Annotated in this window: 13 protein-coding genes and 1 pseudogene; 10 read left to right on the top strand and 4 right to left on the bottom strand. The window is 61.8% G+C overall.

Going from position 1 to position 20507, the window contains the following annotated elements; genetic code table 11:
• Nucleotides 1–109 precede the first annotated feature (109 nt).
• The 7 genes and pseudogenes from ACSFB7_RS03925 to ACSFB7_RS03900 all read left to right on the top strand — a co-directional run bounded on the left by ACSFB7_RS03925 (nt 110) and on the right by ACSFB7_RS03900 (nt 13681).
• The gene (locus ACSFB7_RS03925) at nt 110–1039 is read left to right on the top strand and encodes a hypothetical protein (RefSeq protein ID WP_435467249.1); all 930 of its coding nucleotides are present in this window, start codon (nt 110–112) and stop codon (nt 1037–1039) included.
• On the top strand, nt 1032–6284 hold the full coding sequence (locus ACSFB7_RS03920) for a DEAD/DEAH box helicase (RefSeq protein ID WP_435467247.1): 5253 nt from the start codon (nt 1032–1034) through the stop codon (nt 6282–6284). Before ACSFB7_RS03925 ends, ACSFB7_RS03920 begins: the two co-directional genes overlap by 8 nt.
• Entirely contained in the window at nt 6281–7483 is a 1203-nt protein-coding gene (locus ACSFB7_RS03915; protein WP_435467245.1) for a Druantia anti-phage system protein DruA, read from the top strand. The genes ACSFB7_RS03920 and ACSFB7_RS03915 overlap by 4 nt, the downstream gene beginning before the upstream one ends.
• A pseudogene (locus ACSFB7_RS37795) lies at nt 7483–7623 on the top strand (competence protein CoiA family protein); the annotation flags it as partial. The gene ACSFB7_RS03915 and the pseudogene ACSFB7_RS37795, both read left to right, overlap by 1 nt.
• 93 nt (nt 7624–7716) lie before the next feature.
• On the top strand, nt 7717–9045 hold the full coding sequence (locus ACSFB7_RS03910; RefSeq protein ID WP_435467243.1) for a hypothetical protein: 1329 nt from the start codon (nt 7717–7719) through the stop codon (nt 9043–9045).
• Between the two features lie 3 nt (nt 9046–9048).
• Nucleotides 9049–11631 (top strand): hypothetical protein, encoded by a 2583-nt coding sequence (locus tag ACSFB7_RS03905; RefSeq protein WP_435467241.1) that lies wholly within the window; start codon nt 9049–9051, stop codon nt 11629–11631.
• 520 nt (nt 11632–12151) lie between these two features.
• Nucleotides 12152–13681, top strand: a complete 1530-nt coding sequence (locus ACSFB7_RS03900) for an ankyrin repeat domain-containing protein (RefSeq protein WP_435467239.1) — start codon at nt 12152–12154, stop codon at nt 13679–13681.
• A 54-nt stretch (nt 13682–13735) separates the two neighbouring features.
• Here ACSFB7_RS03900 and ACSFB7_RS03895 read toward each other — a convergent pair whose 3' ends face one another.
• Genes ACSFB7_RS03895 through ACSFB7_RS03885 form a run of 3 tightly spaced genes read right to left on the bottom strand, consistent with a single transcriptional unit; the run spans nt 13736 to nt 17143 of the window.
• The gene (locus ACSFB7_RS03895) at nt 13736–14467 is read right to left on the bottom strand and encodes an SDR family NAD(P)-dependent oxidoreductase (protein ID WP_435467237.1); all 732 of its coding nucleotides are present in this window, start codon (nt 14465–14467) and stop codon (nt 13736–13738) included.
• Between the two features lie 5 nt (nt 14468–14472).
• Nucleotides 14473–16089 (bottom strand): FAD-dependent monooxygenase, encoded by a 1617-nt coding sequence (locus tag ACSFB7_RS03890; protein ID WP_435467235.1) that lies wholly within the window; start codon nt 16087–16089, stop codon nt 14473–14475.
• Nucleotides 16090–16132: 43 nt separating this feature from the next.
• On the bottom strand, nt 16133–17143 hold the full coding sequence (locus ACSFB7_RS03885) for an ABC transporter substrate-binding protein (protein ID WP_435467233.1): 1011 nt from the start codon (nt 17141–17143) through the stop codon (nt 16133–16135).
• A gap of 166 nt (nt 17144–17309) precedes the next feature.
• Here ACSFB7_RS03885 and ACSFB7_RS03880 point away from each other — a divergent pair, with 166 nt between their 5' ends.
• From ACSFB7_RS03880 to ACSFB7_RS03870, 3 genes are read left to right on the top strand one after another with little or no spacing between them, the layout of a single operon-like run.
• Nucleotides 17310–18032 (top strand): ABC transporter ATP-binding protein, encoded by a 723-nt coding sequence (locus tag ACSFB7_RS03880; RefSeq protein ID WP_435467231.1) that lies wholly within the window; start codon nt 17310–17312, stop codon nt 18030–18032.
• Entirely contained in the window at nt 18029–18799 is a 771-nt protein-coding gene (locus ACSFB7_RS03875; RefSeq protein ID WP_435467229.1) for an ABC transporter permease, read from the top strand. The genes ACSFB7_RS03880 and ACSFB7_RS03875 overlap by 4 nt, the downstream gene beginning before the upstream one ends.
• Before the next feature lie 13 nt (nt 18800–18812).
• Nucleotides 18813–19781, top strand: a complete 969-nt coding sequence (locus ACSFB7_RS03870) for a Bug family tripartite tricarboxylate transporter substrate binding protein (protein WP_435467227.1) — start codon at nt 18813–18815, stop codon at nt 19779–19781.
• 20 nt (nt 19782–19801) lie between these two features.
• Here ACSFB7_RS03870 and ACSFB7_RS03865 read toward each other — a convergent pair whose 3' ends face one another.
• Complete coding sequence (locus ACSFB7_RS03865; protein WP_435467225.1) at nt 19802–20476, bottom strand: GntR family transcriptional regulator; 675 nt, start codon at nt 20474–20476, stop codon at nt 19802–19804.
• Nucleotides 20477–20507 lie beyond the last annotated feature (31 nt).

Here is a 20507-nt window from a genome sequence, read left to right as displayed (position 1 = left end):
TGCGGGCGAGGCTCAGTCCAATGGTTGAGATGGGGCATTACCTCAAGGTACTGCTACGTCAGGGCTTGATGCAGGCCTTCAAATCGTTGGTTACCTATCGAGCCACTCTATGACGCCGCTCATCGATCCACTTGAATTTGCAAGAGGGACCCTATGCTCCATGAGCTTCGTCGCCACTAACACGGCCCGCGAAGTACATGTCACACGGCTCCAGGACAAGTTCGATCGCGCGGGCATCGCGGCGACAATGGCGGACGCGCTGGGAACACTGAAGTTTCTAAGGGAAGCGGAACCGCTGGACAACGGGTATTGGATTCCAGCCCCCACGCGCGTGGTCGATCTAGGGGGTGGCCACTGCCTTCTCGTCGGGGTCAATCCGACGGCAGAGTTGCGCCGTTACTTTAGCAGCGTGCGCCGGGCCGGCGCCGCCAGGGTGGCGGACGCCGATGAGATCGGTAATCTGCCAAGACAGTCGGCAGAGGCCTGGCGCGGTCACGACGGACACAATGCGAGTGCCTGGGCACGAACCGCCATTGAGCTTGCGATGCAACAGTTTGCGGCGTCTGTTGTGGACGAGGGCGTAGAGGCGTTCGGCACAAGAACCGGCAAAGGTGCGATGGGACGTTTCCAGGAGCCGGCGTGGGTCCGACTCGGTGATGGCGTCGCATGCAACTGGCATGGAGTGGGACTATTCCGGGCGAGAACTGGCGCGACGCGCTACCGGTACTTCCTGGGACGGCACCAGGTCCGGTCGGCGTTCCTCGAAGGCCCCCCGGTCCGAGAACCAATCCGAATGCAATTCGGCCTTGCTGCACTGCAGAACCGGGCTTTGACTATCAAGATAGAGACGTCGCAGGACGCAGTTTCCATTTCGCTGCCACTCGGCGCACCCACGGCAATGCGGCGTTTGCTCATCGCTCTGTGCGATGCCGACACGCGATCGTTCGGTCGCACGTGGACGTGCCGAACCCCCGAGGCTCTGCCTGCACTGCAAGCTTCACTTCAAGAACTCGAATGCGAGACTGCCCACCATGAGTGAACCCAAAACCTACTCTGCTCGCGCCGTCTTCGATGGAATGAAGGGCACGTTCCATCGGTACCTGGAGGCGCAATACCACATTTGGAATGAAGGCCTGATCGAAGGACGCAATGGGCTCCTTGAGACGGAGGGTGTCACGTTTCAGGAGCCGCGCATCGAGGCGACGCCTTTCTACGTCGCTGGTCCCAACTACGCGCAGATGCAGATTCCTGCGGCGGCAAAGGCAGTTCTCGAACTCGCCGCGAGATGGCGTAGCACCGGCATTCCCGATCGCCCCTACAAACATCAGGCAGATTCCCTTGAGGCATTCCTGGGGCGCGGAGAGGAGGTCATTGTCGCTACCGGCACCGGCTCCGGGAAGACGGAATGCTTTCTTATGCCAATTCTCGGATCATTGGCCGTGGAGTCAGCGGAGCGATCGAACTCCTGGTTAAGGCCCGGATGCCGTGCGCTGCTGCTCTATCCGATGAACGCGCTGGTCAATGATCAGCTCTCACGGCTCCGGCGCCTCCTGGGTCAGGATGACGTTGCCGAGCATATTCGAGGCGCGCGGCCAGGCCGGGCCACCTTCGGCATGTACACAAGCCGGACGCCGTACGCGGGAGTCCCGAGCAGAGCACGAGATCAATCGCGACTGCGCCCGCTCGTTCAACGCGCTTACCTCGACCTTCCAGAGGAAGCGCGGCGCCGCCTGGACCGGGAAGGAAAGTGGCCGGCGAAGGACTTGGATGAATATGCAACGTCTTCGTTCGTGACAGGTCCCAATGATTCGGAAATGCTTTCGCGCAGTGAAATGCAGACACGCTGCCCGGACCTGCTGATCACGAACTACTCGATGCTGGAGTACATGCTTCTGCGACCGATTGAGCGAAGCATCTTCGAGCAAACGGCGGCATGGCTGGCCGCCGACAAATTGAACGTCTTTACCGTGGTGCTCGACGAGGCGCACATGTATCGCGGCTCCGGGGGAGCTGAGGTCGCATATCTCTTACGAAGGCTGCACGCTCGCCTTGGTGTTCCGCGAGAGCGCGTCAAGTACATCCTGACCAGCGCGAGCCTCGGCAAGTCGGCGGAGGCGGTTGCTCGAATGAAGTCGTTTGCGGCTGATTTGAGCGGACTTGGATCGCAAGGCCGCGAGTTCAAACTCATCAAGGGCGAGCAACTGACGAAAAAGGGAGAGCGCTCAGCTACGACCAGCGAAGCTGCTGCGCTCGCGGCGTATGACATCACCGCGCTGCACAACTCTGTTGCGAACCCGGTAATAGCGGGCGAGGGGTTCCGCGCGTTGTTGGGGGCGTTGGGAGAGACGACGCCGGCCGGTCAGGGCGACCAGGCGGGGCTTCGACAAATTATTTATGAATGGTTGGAGTCGTTCGGGCCGGCCGCGTTGATCGCGAACTTGGTGACGGCCCAGCCCCGGCAACTGCGGGCCGTTGCGGCACTGGCCTTCCCCGGTTCCAACAAGGCACCAGAGGCGATGGAGGCAATGTTGGCGCTGATGTCGTTCGCCAAAGAGAAGGACAGCGGGCGGGTGTTTGCACCCGTGCGCTCGCACCTTTTTTTTCGCGGCCTTGCGGGCATCTTCGCGTGCGCGGATTCAGCTTGTACGGGTAGAGCCACGCTGGAGATGGCGATCCTGGGGAAAACTTATTCCGCGCCGATCCTGCGGTGCGCGTGCGGTTCACGGGTGTACGAAGTACTGACGCATCGCGATTGCGGGGCGGCGTTCATAAGGGGGTATGTGCAGGATCAGATTGGTACGTTCCTATGGCATGAACCCTCGAACGGTCTATGGGGTGCAGGCGGCCTGGTGGAAGCCCACTTTCTGGTGGAAGTCGATCGTCGCGCACGTGGCGCACACGGGCGCATGGAAGGCACGCAGGTGTGGCTTCACAAGGCTACCGGTAGACTGGTTCAGGTTCCACCTAGCGAGGCCGAACTGGGCCAATACCTCGCGCTGCTTCGTCCCGATGGGCTTGTTCCCGTCTCCGGACAACGGGTGCTGTCTTTCGACCGAGAGTGCCCGGTGTGCACACGTCGGTGGCGCGCAGGCTCGACCAAGATCATGGATTTGGCCACCAAGGGCGAAGCACCATTTGCCCAATTGATTCGAACGCAGGTCGAACTACAGCCGATTACGCAGGAGAAGTCTGATAGCTCGCCAAACGGTGGTCGCAAGTCGCTTCTGTTTTCAGATGGCAGACAGAAGGCGGCGCGACTGGCAAGAGACATTCCGCGAGAAATCGAGAACGATGTCTTCCGCCAGCTACTTCTTCTAGCCGCGCTGGAACTGCGAGGCATCGGACGCGAGGCAACGTTGGGCATGCCGATGTACGTCGCACTGCTGCACGTGCTAGCGAAGAACTCGCTGTTTCTGTTCGACGGCAGCGACCGCGAGCAATTGCAGCGCGATGTGTTGGATCACCGCCGGTACTATCAAGGGCATTTGAAAGAGGCGCTAGACGAGCCGCCTTCCGCAAAGCCCCCTCGGTTCAGTTCACTGTTGCTTCGACACCTTGGGTCAGCGTTTTATTCGGTGAGCGCGCTGACGCTCTCCCATATTGTTCCGGTCGCACGGGCGCGTCGGCAAATTATCGCGTCGCTTCCGGGGATTGAAGAGGTCCAGTTGCAGCGAGTCTGGACGGCATGGATTCAGAGTTTCGCCAGCGAGTTCGCCGTGGATGCGGACTTGCCGCAAGGAGTTCGATCGCAGGCGGCGGGCTACCCTCTCGGGGGCGGACTGGACAGGAATGGCGGATTCTCCGCTCCGCAGCAGGCGTTCCTTCGCGAACGCATGCCGGACTTGGATCGAATATTTGGCGCATTGACGGAAGCTTTGTGCCAAGCTCGTCCTGGAAGCTCGGGCTTCTTCATAGTGCCAGGGCGCATCGCGCTGGAACTAGCCTCGGAACAGCGTGACTGGTATCAATGCGGCCAGTGTGCGACCGTCTCACCCATTGAGTGGTGGGGTCACTGCCCCAACTGTCTGGCCGACGGGATCAGCGCCGTTCGACCTGGCGCGACGCAGTACCTGCGAGCAAGAAAGGCATTCTTTCGAGACCCGGTAAATGACATTCTGCAGGGCAGAACTACACCGTTCAATCTCTCGGTAGAGGAGCACACGGCTCAGCTTTCCTACCGGGATGTGGACGACTCCACTACGACCATTGAAGAATTCGAACGCCGGTTTCGCGACATCCTGGTGAGCCCAACCGATACGTCGATCGACGTGCTTAGCAGCACGACGACGATGGAGGTCGGTATCGATATCGGCTCGCTGGTCGCTGTGGGGCTGCGAAATGTGCCGCCTCTTAGGCAGAACTATCAGCAGCGCGCCGGTCGTGCCGGGCGGAGGGGCTCCGCCGTGTCCACCGTGGTCACCTATGCCCAGAACAGCCCACACGACAATCACTACTTCGAAAATCCCGAGCCGATCATCTCCGGTGAGCCGACATTGCCCGGCGTGGACACGGAAAATCCGAAGCTCATTGAGCGGCATGTACGCGCGCAACTGATCCAGGCGTACTTCCACGCGCAGCCGTTCGGTTCGGCGAGCGGGGATGTGTTTTCCGTCTTGGGCGAAACGATTAACTTCTACACCGGCAATGGACCATTCAGTCTGGTCGCATTCGCGGAGTGGATCGCAAACGCGCCTGCTGCGAAGGAATGCCTCACGGCGATGCACCAATGGCTTCCGGATTCGTTCAAGACATCTCCGGCAGATGTCGCGACGGACTTCGTGCGATGGCTGGAAGAGGTGAGGCCCGCGGATGTGCATGAGTTGGACCCGGCTGAGGAGAAACTAATCGAGTTCCTGTTCGCCCAGGGCTTCCTTCCTTCGTATGCATTTCCACGCGATCTGTGTGCGTTGCAAATCGAGGGACTAGAACGGCGGGGCAATTTCACACAGCCCAAAGTTGTGCAACGGCCACAGCAGGGTTTGAATGTGGCGCTGTCCGAGTACGCGCCGGGTCGCTTCGTTGTCGTTGACAAGAAGACATATCGCGTTGGGACAGTCGCCGCGAATGGATCGAGCGCCGTTGTCGATAGGGCCGAACGATTGTTTGCCGAGCGGCGCTTTTATGTGCATTGTCCCGACTGTCAGTTCACTTCCGGATTTCGATCCGCAGCACCAGAAGGCGAGCCGTGCCCGCTGTGCCGCACGGCAGTATTGCAGGCGGCGTCGGTGATCGAGCCGCAGGTCGTCTATCCGGAAGGACGAAGAGAGGTCGACGAGTTCGACGACGAGCAGGTCTTCACAAGCGCAACCAGTGCACAGCTTTCCCTGCCCGCGGGCAATCAGGTGTTCGAACTGCGCAAGCTCGGCATTCATAGCGATATTGGCTTCGCGCGGAACCAGCAACTGGTCATGGTGAACAAGGGTGAAGAGGACAACGGCCAGTACCCCGGCTTCCTTGTCTGCAATCGATGCGGCAAGGCCGCATCCGATCCTCAGCGTGTAGGACCGCATGAACGGGACTACTTCCTCCCTGCGCGTTCTCCGGCACGCTGCACCGGACAGTTCGAGCAGGTGTACCTTGGATACTGCTTCGCCTCGGATGTGCTCGTTGTTCGCCTTCCGCTGGCGCGTCCCCTGCGCTTCGATCCCGTTCGACCTACCGAGCGTCAGCCGATTGCGGATGCGATGCAGTCCCTCGCGGAGGCATTTGTACTTGGTATCAGTCAGGAACTCGACATCGACATTCGTGAGATCAACGCCGGTTTTCGATTCATCCGTCTGGGGGATGATCACCTCGCAGACATCTTCGTTTACGACACGCTGTCGGGCGGCGCGGGTTATGCCACACAGGCCGGGGAACTTTTTTCGGGCGTGATGACGCGCGCCGAGACCCTGCTAAGTCGATGCGCATGCTCGTCTTCTTGCGACAAATGCCTGCGTCACTATGGAAATCGCTTCCACCACTCCATACTGGATCGACACTTGGCGTTGGACCTTCTGCGCTTCATCCGAGACGGCGCTTTGCCGGACAGGCCTTCGGCGGATGAACAGCGCGGCGCGCTGGAATCGCTTCGCAACATGATGGAGCTGGCGGGATGGAGCATGACAAGTTCGCCTGATGTGCCTTACACGGTTGTCAACGAGGGGCGGCGGGTCGAGTTGTTCTCGTATCCATCACTCGTGAGCCCCGAGCACTATGGTTACGTCCCGGCTTCCGACCGATTTGCCTTCTCGCCGTTTGAACTGTCACGCGATCTGCCGGGCGCATTTGGTGTGGTCGCATGAGCGGCGGCCTGGTCATTGCACTTCCTGGCGATGAGGCTCGCCTGAAGCGGAAGGTCCGAGCACATTTCAAGCGGCTTGGGTTCCTGAAGGCTCCGGACGGTACGTTACTGCCGCCCAGCCTCGACAAGCAGAGCTATCGCGACATGCACGCGCATCAGCGTGACTCGCGCCTTGACGCCAACCGGACCTGGATAGCGGACCGCGCGGGTCAACTGATCCAACACTTCGCATCAGGCACCGATCTCGACGTTGCGCGGATCAGGCCGCGCATCGAGGTTGTGCGGTCCGGTACTTGGCAGTCGAACCTCTTTCGCCTCGCCAGCTACTACTGGAGGATTCCCATCTCCGAAGGGTACGGCCGTCGCTTGCGGTTTCTGGTCTGGGATGACCACCATAACAAGCTGATCGGCCTGTTCGCGCTAGGCGATGCGGTTTTCAATCTTCGCGCTCGCGACGAGTTCATCGGTTGGGACCATCATAGGCGAGTGGATTCGCTCGTGAATCTGATGGATGCGTACGCTCTAGGCGCCGTGCCTCCGTACAACATGCTGCTGGGCGGCAAGCTCATCGCGTCGCTTATACGTACCCAGGAGGTCGTCGATACTTTCAAAGAAAAGTACCACGATTCCGTCGGGGTGATATCTGGGCAGAGCAAGCACGCGCGGCTTGTCGCTGTTACCACGACATCCGCGCTCGGCCGGTCATCGCTGTACAACCGCCTGCGAATTGATGGTCAATCGATATTTGATTCGATCGGCTCGACATCTGGCTGGGGCCACTTTCATATTTCAGACGAATTGTTCGATGACCTGCGTGGCTATCTGAGGGCAAGGAAGGATCCTTATGCTGATTCGCACAACTACGGGCAAGGACCAAACTATCGACTGCGCCTGATCCGGAAGGCGCTTGGCCTGCTGGGGCTTGATCCTGATATGGCGCGACATGGGTTGACGCGCGAGATCTTTTTCTGCTCGCTTGCCGACAATGCTCTTCAGTTCCTTCGGGGAGAGCACAAGCGCGTTCGGTATGGCCAACTGCCAACGGTGCATCAGATGGGGCAGGCAGCTATGACTCGGTGGGTCGTTCCTCGGGCGGAGCGGATGCCAGAGTTCCGGCTGTGGCGCAGCGAGCGGTTCTTGCGTGAACTGGACGGTACCGACACGCACATGGCGGTGGCGCGGGTGAATCGGACCGGGTAGTGGACTGGGCACGAGATCACCTAGGAAACGATGTGCCTGCCTGGAAAGGCGGTATATCGGCGTTCGGGTTGGTTTGCCCATCATGCGGGGAGCCGGTACGTCGGCGCGCCGGCGGGGAGCGCAGGCCGCACTTCGCGCATTTCAGTCATCGGGCAAAGCCGGACTGCGACAACTACTTTCCGCCGCCCGCGGCTGTCGCCGTGTCGGTGTTGCGAACAACTGTCGCTGCACCCGTGAGCCGCCTCAAGCGGGAGTCGTTGAGTTGCGGCCTGTTCTTGGACTATCAGCCGGAACTTGACTCGCTGGCGCTGTGGTTGCGCATACCCTCCACTGAACTCGGAAGTGCGGCGACAGGTAGTGTTGTGATTCAGTCAGGGCTGGGGCATCGCGCGTACCAAGTCGCCGATCTTCATACCGCACGCCTTGTTCCGCTTGCACCACAATTTCCGCTGGCCACCAGTATCGGTTCCGGTGATTTACTGTCGCTCGCCGCCCATCTTTCTGAACAATTGGGTGCATTTGCCGCTGATCGCAATCTCTTCTATGCCGGAGAGAAAGGAGGGCGATATGTTTTCGGCGATGAGCCCTTGGAATGGGGCGCGCGCTATCGGCTGCTGGCAAGAGGCGTGGTCGCACCGCCGAATGAGCTTGGCGCAGTGCTCGACTGGAAGCCGGGACAGAAATTCGGTGGGTGGCACAGCTATGAAATGGCGCTGCCACTGGCTCTCGCTGCCTCAAGACCGTTGTTGCCCGCCCAAATTGCGGAGTTCCTCGGACGAAGCATTCGTAGCGGGCGTCCCCGGCTCTTCGTGGTGCAACCTTCGCCCCATCACATCGAGCTTGACGGGACATATGTGTATCCCGAGTCGCCGGAGGCGATACTTCTGCGTAGAAGTGCAACTGGAAAGGTTACCGTCCATACGCCTGCTGGCTCGGCGTCGAGTGTGGTGGCCGAAGTGGCCGATGAGTGGGTCCAACTCAAGGGACTGCCCGCTGGTGGTCAGGACTGCACTGTATCGATAGACGGCAGTGAGCAAGTTGTCTTCCGAGTGGAACCCTGCGAGTTGTTCAGGCCGGCCGGCTTGGTTGCAATGGCTGGCGATGCGGTATGGGATCTATTTGCTGATGTACCTGTTGCGCCAGCCGACTTGCTATGTAGAGAGGTCAACGTCGAGTGCGGTAGCGCACGAATCGCCGCGTATGTCTCGCGGCTGAATGATGATTGGCGGCAGGAGGGCTCGCTTCTCTCCGCGGCACGTGGTGCCGCAAAATTGTTGTATGCGGGAAGCTTCGGCGAACTGCGACGTGCCGCCGTCGTTTCACCGGAGATGGGAGACCGCCAAATACAGGGCCTCGCGAAGACGAAGCTGCCCGCTGCAACGAGGCTTTGGGTGGAGGGCCTAGTGGCGAAAAGATTCGGTAGAGAAGGACTGGAGTGCATCCGGCGTTACTTCTCGGACCCTTGTCGCGCAAACTTGTATCGGCTGGGGCCCATCATGACGAGTTCGCTGATGCCCTATATCCAGGCGGCAAAAGATCAAGAACGAGAGCGGAGGGCTTAGCAGATGGCATACGCCGGGATCGACAAGAAGCGTTTTGCCCAGCTACTGGAGTGGGGTACGGATGACGATGAACTGCGACGGTTCTTCGCTGACAGCCGCATCCAACTCATTCAGAAGCGCGCAAAAGTACAGAACCTTCCACACGGCAAGCCTGCCCGCGTGCGCATGTTGACACATGGCTTGCCAGCGACCACAGATCGCGTCTTGCAGAAGTGGTTCGCCGAGAACTTGACGATGCTCGATCCGGAGACAGTGACAGAACTTGTGGGTACGCTGCGCATGTACGAGGACGTGGGGGAAAGTCCCCCGGACGACGAGGCCAAGAGATTGGCCCGCTCCTGCCTCGTGCACTTGTTCGAAGCTGATCCGGCGCCTGAGCTGTTGTCCTTTCTCAGGCCCCAGCAAACAGGGAATCTTGCAGAAGAGTCAGAGGTGAAGGAGACGGCAATTCCACCGATAAATGGAACTGGCGCAGAGTGGGCCCCTGCTAAGTTGGGGGCCGCGCTGGTGGCGCTGACCGAGGGCCGAGATCCGGACGAGCATCTCTCGTCGTTGCCACCGACGGTCGCATCGTTTGTGGCCGGTCTGTACGCCGTGCGCAGTGGTCAGGACGACGACGTAGAGATTGCACTTGAGGCGCTGGAGGATCTGCCGGAGATGCATTCGCATCTGGCGGACTACGCCAGTAGGAGCGCGGTCGCGCGCTCTCTCTCTAGTAGCGCTCCGCGCGGGCTTCAGATCCAGCGTTTTTCGGACCCGAATGGGGCCGTGAATTTCGACTTTGACCGAGACGAGGTCATTGCCGTCTGTACGAGGGATTTTCCGGAGACAGCAGTTTTTGTGCAGCCGTTTGCCATTCGCTCTGCGAGCGGGCCGTGGACATCGCTGTCCAGAAGCGCCGATCGCGAGAAACTCTTCCACTATTCGGGCGACCTGATCGCCTTCTCAACTGGTCGGGATGCACCCAAGCAACCGAAGCGCGGGGAGATTGGAATTTGGCGGGTCGCTCAAAACAAAGGCTCTAGCGCCGGCTATCAAACTAACTTTCACATCGCCTCAGACAAAACGCCTGTCTATGAAGTGCGCCACGTTCCGTTTGCCTCGACCGAGTACGACTCGGTGCGGGGGTACATCAAGCATCAGGTAGAGGTAGGTGGTCCGGCTCTCGCCAAGACATCGCTCTTCATGCTGCGCGACGAGTTGATTGTCGGGTGCCCGTCGGGGAAGGACTTAGGACGAGATGAAAGCTTCGAGGCCGGCCTGCCGTCTTGGCGCGGGCTGTCGGCGTTTCGATTTGAAGGGCGAATGCTGGTTCCAGGTCCGCTGCCCCCATCGGAGATCTATGAATGCGAAGCGCTAGGGTCGAGCCTAAAGAAGCTGCTTGCAAGTCAGAAAGACAAGCCTACGAGCGCGCAAATCCGGAAGCTTCAGGAACTGCTCGCTTCAGGCGAGGCTCGGCTGAATACCGCTCGATCGGCCCGGCTGCGGGCGGAACTTGGCGCGATCGAAGAGCATGAGGGAGCGATGACCGTCCTGCTCGACGAGGTGATGCGCAATCCTAAGATTGAGGCACGGGTCGACGAACTGGTGACGGACCGGGTCGAGGCGCTGGTTGTAAAGAAGGAGCAACTGCACAAGAGTGTGGAGCAGTTGCAGCGCCAACACGCCGAATTGGTTGAACAGCAACGACGAGCGGAAAAGGAGCAGAAAGCCATCGCGCCGGCAGTTACAAAGGCAATTCGCGGCGCGTTCGACAAGGCCCGTGGCGATGCCTTGGGAACGCTCGGCCAAGTAGCGGTGTTTAAGGCGCTAATTGATGAATTGGTGGAAAGACCGATCGCGGCGACGATAGCGGACGTGCCTACTCCGCTGATGCGGGCCGGTGCTACGGAGGCAGCTATTGCTCCGCGGGCGGTGAACGGCGGTTCCGCTCCCGTGATCGAGACGCTCCGCGCTCTCGGCGTGACGCCGAAATGCGCCAAAGGGATTGAGGCTGTGGGGAAACTAGCGCACGAGTGTGGCCTCATCCTGATCATCGAGGGACTTGCCTCGCGAATCGCTGCCGAGTTGTGGTTGGGCGAGGGCACGGGCACCAGCAAGGTCTTGGAGTGTGGAATCGGAGTTACTGACGACAGCATAGTCAGAAATGTCCTGGCCGATGCGCCCGACTCGTTTGCCATCGTGGATGCAAATCTCTCACCGATGGATGTCTATGCCAGGCCACTTATTGATGTGGTGCAACGCAGACTATCGGGAATCGGCGGTAAGGGTATTGCTACGAGAGCGCTGATATCTATCTCGGGTGGCCTCGCGGCCTTGCCCCTGCCGTTGGTTGTGGAGTCAATATCGCTCAGGGTGTCGCTGGACCGCATTCCAACATTCCTTCAGGAGAGTGATGTGGTGGTGCGGTTGGAAGAGATCTCGACGTCGGACGAGGCGGGCGGATGGTTTGGGCGCTTGTGGAAGCCAGCAGGGACGAGCGCGCTCAACCAACTGCGGTCTATGGCCCTGGACGAGGCTGCTTTGATCCTGTCGGTGCTCGATGCGGCGCAGGTTCGGTCATTATCGAATGCGGGGGAGGAGTAAGCAGGAAGCTGCAAACTACATGCCGAAGCTCCAGTCTTTGAAACTGTTGGTTTGTCGGGCTCAGCGGGGCACTTCTGGATGGAATCAACATCGTCGCGTTCTCGTTGGGGAGTCGCTTCACATATGAACTGTCCACCATGTCCTCGGTGTCCAAGTCCATCATGAGGTGCATAAACCACACAAAGTACGGTGGGGGTACAAAAGGGGGTACGAAAGTTTTTCCGAATTGGTCAAAGCCAGCATTCATGCGGGGTGCAGCCAATCTTTAGATCGGTTTCACACCAAAATCAGTAGATAGAACAACGGCTTACGCTCACAAGGCGTAGGCCGTTTTTCTTTGTGCGTGACAAATGAGCGGGTGTTTTGACAAACCAAGAGGTTTGCACTCTTCTCCACGTTCCCCGATGCCAGCCTCCAGCTTGTGCGTGAGTCAGCGAGCATTGCCTCAGAATGATCGTTGCTTCATCGAAAAGCACGACCCATTCGCCGAATGCACAAGCCGCCCTGGAACATCTCCCGCATGACTCTGAACGGCACGATCCGGCAGATCACTCTCGTGGTCGGCCTCATGATCAGCGCGTCCGTGCACTCGGCCGAGGCAGGGCCCGTGCACGACACGAAATCCGTGCAGGCGCAGATACCGTTCTTCGATGCCGTGGAACGCGGCCGCATCCGCGAAGTCGAGGCCTTTCTCGCGCGGGGCTTCAGCGTCAACGATGTGCAGGGCTACGGCTTCAATCTCGGCGACTCCCCGCTCATGAAGGCTGCCCAGCAGGGCAACGCGCAGATGGTGAAGTTCCTGCTGCGGCAACATGCCGACGTCCATTACCGCAACGAGCACGACGGCGAGACGGCGCTGTTTCGTGCGGCCAAATTCGCCGACACTGATGGTGTCAGCGACACGCATGCCATCGACTATCGCCAGACTCTGACGCTGCTGTTGGAGGCCGGCGCGAACCCCGACACGCCTGATCGCAACGGTGGACTTCCATTGTTCTTCGCGCGCACGACCTGGGCCATCCAGGCGCTGCTGGCCGGTGGTGCCAACCCCGATGCTGTGACTACGCACCCGCCACTGATCGAGCATGCGCACGACCCGGCCCGTGTGCGAATGCTGTTGGCTGCCGGTGCCAATCCTGACGTGCGGGATGCGCATGGCGTCTCGGCACTGGAGAGCGTAGCCGGCAGCGGCAGCTTGGAAAGTGCTCGGCAGCTCCTGGCGGTCATGGCCCCGGACGCGGTGCGTGGCACCAATTCGGATGGGCACAACGCGCTGGACGCGGCGGCCGGGCACGGCGATGCCAGGATCGTTCGCCTTCTTCTTGCGCGGGGATTGCCCGCCACCGAGAGCGCCCTGCGCGCTGCGGCAGCCGATGGTCACCTGCAAGCGGCACGCCTGCTGCACCAGGCACTGGGCCAGTCGTCCTGGCCCTCTCTTGACCCGGACGCTTCGGCCGAGGCGCGGATCTACATGCTGCTTCTGCAGCGGAAGCCTGCACAAGCCCTGGCCGCCTATCGTGCCTTCGAGTCCACCGCCTGCGGGCGCATGACGCCGTTGGCCTCCGCGGTGAATGCCGACAACACCGAGGCCGTACGCGCCTTGCTGGCGTTGGGCATCGACGTGAACTACCAGACCCCTGCGCCGCTGCGCAGCTACTTGTCGCCGCAGCCGCACACATCGTCGGGGCTTCCTCGTCTCGTCCATGTGTTGCCGTCTCCTTGCGATGGAGCCCCAACCGTCGCGGGATCAAGTTCGCAAACGGCACCACAGGCCACGCCTCCCGTCGCCACGTTGCCGCATGCGCCAATCCTTTTCACCGAGAGGGCTCTGCCACCATCAGGGTTCTGGATGGGCAGCGCATTGATGCGCGCCGTGGAGCGCGGGAACCTGAAGATCGCGCGGCTGCTGGTTGCCGCCGGTGCCGACCCGACACTGCGAAGCAACTACCCGCCTCACGCATCGGCGCAAGCGTTGTTGACGGCGCGAGCGCCATCGCGCGACGGGTCATCGGCTGCCTGGAAGGCATTGCTCAAGCTAAACCAGCCCTGAGACGAAAAGCGTCACGCGCCTCCAGCCAGAGCGAGCCGCGCCCGACACTCGATCTCAAGCTGCCCGCGGTATGAGCCGGCGTTCAATCACATTGCCCGAAATCGTCGCCGCGCCATCGGAGATCAGGTGAAGCAGCGTGGGCACGACTTCTTCGGGCGACGACACGCCCAGCGACCGCTCGTACATCGCCAGTTCCTCGGTGCTTGCGGATTGCAGGAAGACGGGCGTGGCCACCAAACCGGGCGACACCGCATTGATGCGCACGCCATGAGACCGCAGCTCATGCGCGGCGGATTTGACCAGGCCCACGATGCCCGCCTTGGTTGCGGCATACGCAGCCGCGCCCGGCCATCCGTTGCTGGCCAGGCCCGATGTAAAGGCCACGATGGAGCCCGAGCGTTGCGCCTTCATGACCGGGAACAACGCGCGCAGGAAATAGAAGACACCCGAGAGGTTGACGTCGAGATGCCGCTGCCACTCGGCGTCGGACAGCTCGTCGATCGGCGTGCGTCGCTGGATGGCGCTGGTCAGCACGGCGGCGTCGATGCGGCCGTGCTGTGCGCACAGGTCTTCGACCGCCTGTTGCACCGCGCGTGCGTCGGCGATATCCGTCACCCGGGTGATGCAGCGTCCGCCTTCCAGCGAGCGCAGTCCCTCGGCATCGATGTCGACCGCCATCACGTGTGCGTTGGCTGCCAGGCAGGCCAGGGCCGTGGCGCGGCCGATGCCGGATGCGGCACCTGCGACGATCACTGTCCTTCCCGAAAAATCGTAGCTGACGTTCATGGCGTTCACTTCTGGACAAAGGGTGGGAGGCCGGTGATCTGCTCGTACAGATGCCGGGCGTCAATGCCATCGCCCCCCCGCATGGGCACGATGGCCGCGATGTGCTCGTCGGGCCGCACCAGCACCAGCGTATCGGCAGGGATGCCGAGGCGCTTGAAAAACGCGTTGCCCGGATCGAGCAGGCTGCGGTCGCGCAGTCCGGAGTCGTGCGGGGCGTCGTAGCGAGACACCACGTAGTGCCGCAGTGCCGGTGAATCGTTGACCGGCACTTCGGGCCGACGGCGTGCATCGCTGAAATAGAGTGCGGTGAACTGGCCGGCGCACTGATCGTGTATGCGCACCTGGCGCCCGTTTGGCGCATGGACCAGGTAGTCCGGCAGGCGATCGCCCGCCGTCACCGCGGGGCATGTGCTGCGCGTCACCATCGACCACTCGTCGATGCCGTTCACATCCAGCTTCACGCCAAGCATGGTGCGCGTGTAGGCGTTGCTCCAGTTGTTGTCCGACATGGCCGTCACGACATCGCCCCGCTTGGACATCGAAAGGCGCGCCGCCTCCGCCATCTCGCCGGAGCCATGGATGGCCAGGGGGCGTTGCTCGCGCTCGTAGCCGTCCAGGATCTTTTCGGTGGCCCAGCCACGCAGGAGCCACGAGAGGCGCCATGGAAGATTCGACGCATCGAGGGCGCCGGTATTGAGGCCCAGGGCCCACATCGGCGTGATCAGGTGCGCCGCGTCGCCCATGAGGAACACGCGCCCGCGATGCCACTCGGTGGCCACCCGGTGGTGTACGCGGTACGTCACCTTGTTGAGCACCTTGACGTTGGCGACCTCGCCGATGAACGACAGCGACTTGTCGCGCAGCTCTTCCTCGGTCGGATCTTCGGCGCCTTCGGCCATCGGATAGAGAAAGCGCCAGCAGTGCGGATGGCGCACCAGCACCATCCACTCGACCGGATCGGCGAAGTAGGCGAGGTACGGATAGTCGCGCGGATTTTCCAGGTCGAGGTCGACGAGCAGATCGACCAGCGCATATTTGACGGGCAGCGAGCTTCCCTCGACCACGATGCCCATTTGCTCGCGCACCGTGCTGCGTCCGCCGTCGCAGGCGAGCAGGAAGGCGGCCCGTTCCTCGATGACGCCGTTCGCGGTCTGCACCTTGAGCACAGCGCCGTTGTCCTGGTCCTCGTAGCTCAGAAGCCTGTGCCCCATCTTGAGCTGGATGAGTCCGGTGCGCTCCAGCGCTCTGCCGAGAATCGGCTCGAGGTCCTGCTGCGGCAGGTTGATCACGAAGGGGTAGCGGGTCTCCTGCGACAGGGCGTCCAGAAGCACCGGGAAGGTCGACTTCTGCGTCCGCTTGTCGATCTCTCCGATCTCGTCGACCCGCAGCGCCTGCGCCAGCACGTCGTCCGCCACGCCGTAGCGCCGGAAGATCTCGAGCGTGCGGCTCAGGAGCGTGCCGGCCTTGGTGTCCGACGAGAGATGAAGGTCGTCTTCGTAGACGACTGAAGGAATGCCGTAGTAGGCCAGTCCCAGTGCGGTGGTGAGCCCGATGGGGCCGGCGCCGACGATGGCCACGGGCAGTTGATGTGGATTGGGGTCTTGCATGTCTCGGTGCGTCATTGGGCGGGCCTGTGCGCCATATTCTTGATTCTTTGCACGTGCTTCAGGGCTTGATGGGCGGGGAGGGCAGGAAGCCCTCGACGTAGATGTCTTTCGCGTTGAGCTTCGTACCCGCCACGTCGACGTTGTCGTTGATGAACTGAACGGTGCGCGCCATCTTTTCGGGGTTGACTGTGCCGAAGCCGTTGGCCGTGACTTCGGGCGTGACCGTGATCCGCTGAAGAATGCGCAGCTCTTCGGCAATGATCTTCGGGTCGAGCGCCTTCATGTACTGGGTCTGGATTCGGGCGGCTTCGTCGGGGTTGGCCAGCGCGTCCTTCCATCCACGGAACGCCGCGCGCACGAAGCCGCGAACCGCTTCCGGATTGTTCTTCAGGAACTCGTCCTTCACGCCAATGCTGTTGGCGTAGATGTCCAGCCCGTAGTCGCTCAGGAGCAGGCACTTGGGCTGCGCATCGCCTGTCGCGCGGCGGATGGACGGCTCACCCATGATGAACTGGTCGATGGCCGGGACCTTGCGCGCGATCAGCATCGGCACGCGGGCGGCGCCATCGATGTTGACGATCTTCAGTGTCGAGGCGTCCAGGCCGTTCATGCGCATGAAGGCCGCGAAGATGCGCGGCATGAAGGACGCGCTGCTCGACCCGAGTTCCAGTCCGACCATGTCCTTGGGCGACGACACGTTCGCGCCGGGGTTCAGGCTGAACACGCAGTAGGGAGCTTTCTGGTAGACGCTCGCCACGATCTTGGTGGACTTGCCCGCGCTGCCGCTCGCCACCAGGCTCGGAACGTCGATGAAGCCGAACTCCGCCAGACCCGACTCCACGTAGCGCACCGCATCGGCGGTGCCCTTGGTCGGAAGAATGGTGACGTTGAGGTTCTCCTGCTTGAAGTAGCCCTTCGACAGGGCGACATACCAAGGGGCGTGTCGTCCGAGGGGTATGAAGTCCAGGGCGAACCGAACCTCTTTTTCCTGGGTCTGGGCCTGGGCCATCGGGGCACACAAAGTGCATGCCGCCATGGCTGCCGCGATCAGTTGCTTGGCGAACTTCATCGGGATCTCCTGTGTTGACTTGGTTTGTAATATATCACATGATATTGCTGCGTACTAGGTTTGACTACATAAGGAATTTGCGATGGCATATGGAATGGTCCGGGCGGCGAGGAAGGTTTTCGCGCGCAGTGAGCTTGGCAAGGGCGCTCGGGAAGAATTGGTCGCTTTGGACGACGCGAGCTTCGACTTCGAGGCGGGAGAGTTCGTGTCGCTGCTGGGCCCCAGCGGCTGTGGAAAGACCACGCTGCTGCGAATCGTGGCGGGGTTGGTGCCGCGAACCTCCGGCACGGTGCAGATCGGTGGGAACGATGTCGATGGGCCCTACGGGGACTACGGCTTCGTCTTTCAGGCGCCGAGCCTGATGCCCTGGCGCAGCGTGATGGACAACGTGCTCTTCCCGATGGACGTGCTGCGGCGCAATGACAGCGCCGCGCGCACCAGGGCCTCGGAGCTGCTGGGCCTGGTCGGGCTCGGAGATTTCGAGACGGCGCGGCCTCACCAGCTTTCGGGCGGCATGCAGCAGCGGGTTTCGTTGTGCCGCGCGCTGATCCACGCCCCCAAGCTGCTGCTGATGGACGAGCCCTTCGGAGCGCTCGATGAATTCACCAGGCTCGAGATGAACGACCTGCTGTTGAAGGTCCGCAAGGAGACTGGCGCCGCTGTGCTGTTCGTGACGCATTCGATCGCCGAGGCGGTCTATCTGGCCGACAAGGTGCTCGTGTTCAGCCGGCGACCTGCGCGCGTGATCCGCGAGATTCCTGTCTCGCTGCCTTATCCGCGCACGCAGATGACGCGGTTCTCTCCGGAGTTCTCGAACGCGGAGCGCGTGGCCAGCGAGGCGCTGGGCATGGTGAGCGTTTCGAACGCGGAAGCGGAGGTGGCAGCATGAACCGTTCTTCCTTCGAGCGATTCGCTTATCCAGCCTTGGGCGCCTTACTGGTCATCGCCGTCTGGCAATTGCTGTGTACCTTCCTGAAGCTGCCGGCAGCGGTGCTGCCCACGCCGTGGGCGGTGCTCCTGGCCATTGCGCAGCACTGGGACACGCTGCTGCTGGAAGGGTGGGTCACCTTCAAGGCCACGATGTACGGCTTCGTATTGGCATTGGTCCTGGGCATTCCCATTGCCGTGGCCGTGTCCACGTCGCGCTGGATGAACATGATGTTCTATCCCTTGCTGGTGGCCTTGCAGTCGGTGCCCAAGGTGGCGCTGGCGCCCATCCTGCTCGTCTGGCTCGGCACGGGCATCGAGTCCAAGCTGGCGATCGCCTGGCTGGTGGCCTTCTTTCCGATCGTGGTCGACACGGCGGCTGGATTGCAGTCGACCCCACGCGAACTGCTCGAGTTGTCGCGCAGCTTGCGGTCGTCGCGCTGGCAGGTGTTCTCGATGGTCCAGTTCCCCGCGGCGCTGCCGTTCGTCATCACGGGGGCCAAGGTGGCGGTCACGCTCGCGGTCATCGGCGCGGTGATCGGGGAGTTCGTCGGTGCAAGCGACGGCCTGGGCTTCCTGCTGCTGAGTGCCACGTCGCAGATCAACACCGCGCTCGCATTCGCGGCGCTGTTCGCGTTGTCCCTGCTGGGCGTGATCGCCTACGTGCTGGTGGTGCTGGTGGAGCGGGCCTTGTCGCCCTGGCTGCCACCGGTCCTCGTCAAGCACTGAAGGAAGCGCTGCGATGCTTCGCTTTTTCCTGTCAGCGCTGCTTGCTCTCGGACTGTCGGTGCCTGCATCCGGCCAACAGGTGGACTATCCGGCGAAAGCGATTCGCCTCGTCGTCGCGTATCCGCCGGGAGGCACGGCGGATCTTCTGGCGCGCGCCGTCGGGCAGGGGCTGTCGCAGCGCTTCGGGCAGCCGGTGGTCATCGACAACAGGCCCGGGGCCAACGGCAATCTGGCTGCGGACCTCGTCGCCAAGAGTCCGGCCGACGGCTACACCTTGCTCATGTCGGCCCCCGGTCCGCTGGCGGTGAACGCAAGCCTCTATGCCTCATTGCCCTTCGATCCGGAGACGGCCTTCGCGCCGGTCTCGCTGGTCGGGGTTGCCCCGCTGTTGCTGGTTGTTCCGGCGGCCGTGCCTGTGCACGACCTGCGGCAACTGCTCGCGTACATCAAGGCGAATCCGTCGAAGGCCAACTTCGCTTCACAGGGCAATGCGTCGTCGGGCCATCTGGCAATGGAACTGCTGAAGTCGAGGGCGGGCTTCCAGGCCACGCACGTGCCGTACAAGGGCAGTGCGCCCGCACTGAACGACCTGATGGCAGGCCATGTCCTGATGATGTTCGACAACGCTGCGTCGAGCCTGCCGCTGGTGCGCAGCGGCGCGCTGCGTGCCATCGCGGTCGGTGAAGCGCAGCGGCTGGCGGCTGCGCCTTCCATTCCCACCGTGTCGGAGTTCGGCGTGCCGGGTTTCGTGGCAACGCCGTGGTTCGGCATCGTGGCGCCCGCGCGCACGCCGCCCGATGTGATCGAGAAGTTGAGCGAAGCAATTGGCGAGACCTTGCGCGTGCCGTCCGTCCAAAGCCGTTTCGCGGACATTGGCGTGGAACTGCGGCCGGGCAGGGCGGCCGCTTTCGACGACTACATCAGGCAGGAAGCGAGAAAGTGGCGCGAGGTGATCCGAGTGTCGGGAGCGCGCCTCGACTGACGCGCAACCGGCGCCGGGCTTCAGGTGTCCATCGTGCCCGCAAGAATGCGGTTGTGCAGCGAATGAAGGTGCTCCTCCATCGCCTTGCGCGCTGCATTGCCGTCGTGTTCGGCAATCGCCGAGAAGATGTTCATGTGTTCGTGCTGGTTGATCACCAGGCCGTCTTCTTTCATGACGCGCAGGTGCCAGATCAGCTCGGAGCGCTCGTGCAGCGGGCGCTGTGCGTCGGCAAGGATCTTGTTGCCGGCCGCATCCGCGATCAGGCCGTGGAAGGCGCGATCGAGCTTCATGAAGCTCAGGCGCTCGCTCTGGCTCACGATCTTCTTGGACTCCATCACCAGCTTCTTCAGGGCCGCGACCTGCTCCTTGGTGGCGCGCTCCGCCGCCAGCGCGGTGATGTTGGGCTCCATTGCCAGCCGTGCTTCCAGCAGGGACAGCATGTCCTTCAGCGAGTCGGGGCGGATGACCAGGCCCTTGCGCGGAATGACTTCCACGAGCCCTTCGGATTGCAGCCGGTGGACGGCCTGGTGGACCGGCATGCGCCCGATGCCCAGCAGCTCGGAAAGCGCCAGTTCGTTGAGAAACGCACCCGGGCGCAACTGCAGCGTGAGGATGCGGTGTTTGAGTTCCTGATAGGCCCTCTCGCTGAGAGACAGCGCGGGTGGGCTGTGGGGCGGTGCTGACTTTGTGGCCATGAATTTCTGCTCTCTTTGGTGCACATCCTAA

Origin of the sequence: Variovorax raffinosi (assembly GCF_051216615.1) — a bacterium.
GTDB lineage: Bacteria > Pseudomonadota > Gammaproteobacteria > Burkholderiales > Burkholderiaceae_C > Variovorax.
Note: the sequence above shows the minus strand (reverse complement) of the source record. Positions and strands in the feature narration are given on the sequence as shown.

What these genes read in the sequence shown, in the direction of transcription:
- ACSFB7_RS03900 (WP_435467239.1), top strand. Translation starts at nt 12,152, where the DNA reads ATGACTCTGAACGGCACGATCCGGCAGATCACTCTCGTGGTCGGCCTC.
- ACSFB7_RS03865 (WP_435467225.1), bottom strand. Translation starts at nt 20,476, where the DNA reads ATGGCCACAAAGTCAGCACCGCCCCACAGCCCACCCGCGCTGTCTCTC.
- ACSFB7_RS03885 (WP_435467233.1), bottom strand. Translation starts at nt 17,143, where the DNA reads ATGAAGTTCGCCAAGCAACTGATCGCGGCAGCCATGGCGGCATGCACT.
- ACSFB7_RS03890 (WP_435467235.1), bottom strand. Translation starts at nt 16,089, where the DNA reads ATGACGCACCGAGACATGCAAGACCCCAATCCACATCAACTGCCCGTG.
- ACSFB7_RS03870 (WP_435467227.1), top strand. Translation starts at nt 18,813, where the DNA reads ATGCTTCGCTTTTTCCTGTCAGCGCTGCTTGCTCTCGGACTGTCGGTG.
- ACSFB7_RS03920 (WP_435467247.1), top strand. Translation starts at nt 1,032, where the DNA reads ATGAGTGAACCCAAAACCTACTCTGCTCGCGCCGTCTTCGATGGAATG.
- ACSFB7_RS03875 (WP_435467229.1), top strand. Translation starts at nt 18,029, where the DNA reads ATGAACCGTTCTTCCTTCGAGCGATTCGCTTATCCAGCCTTGGGCGCC.
- ACSFB7_RS03925 (WP_435467249.1), top strand. Translation starts at nt 110, where the DNA reads ATGACGCCGCTCATCGATCCACTTGAATTTGCAAGAGGGACCCTATGC.
- ACSFB7_RS03895 (WP_435467237.1), bottom strand. Translation starts at nt 14,467, where the DNA reads ATGAACGTCAGCTACGATTTTTCGGGAAGGACAGTGATCGTCGCAGGT.
- ACSFB7_RS03905 (WP_435467241.1), top strand. Translation starts at nt 9,049, where the DNA reads ATGGCATACGCCGGGATCGACAAGAAGCGTTTTGCCCAGCTACTGGAG.
- ACSFB7_RS03915 (WP_435467245.1), top strand. Translation starts at nt 6,281, where the DNA reads ATGAGCGGCGGCCTGGTCATTGCACTTCCTGGCGATGAGGCTCGCCTG.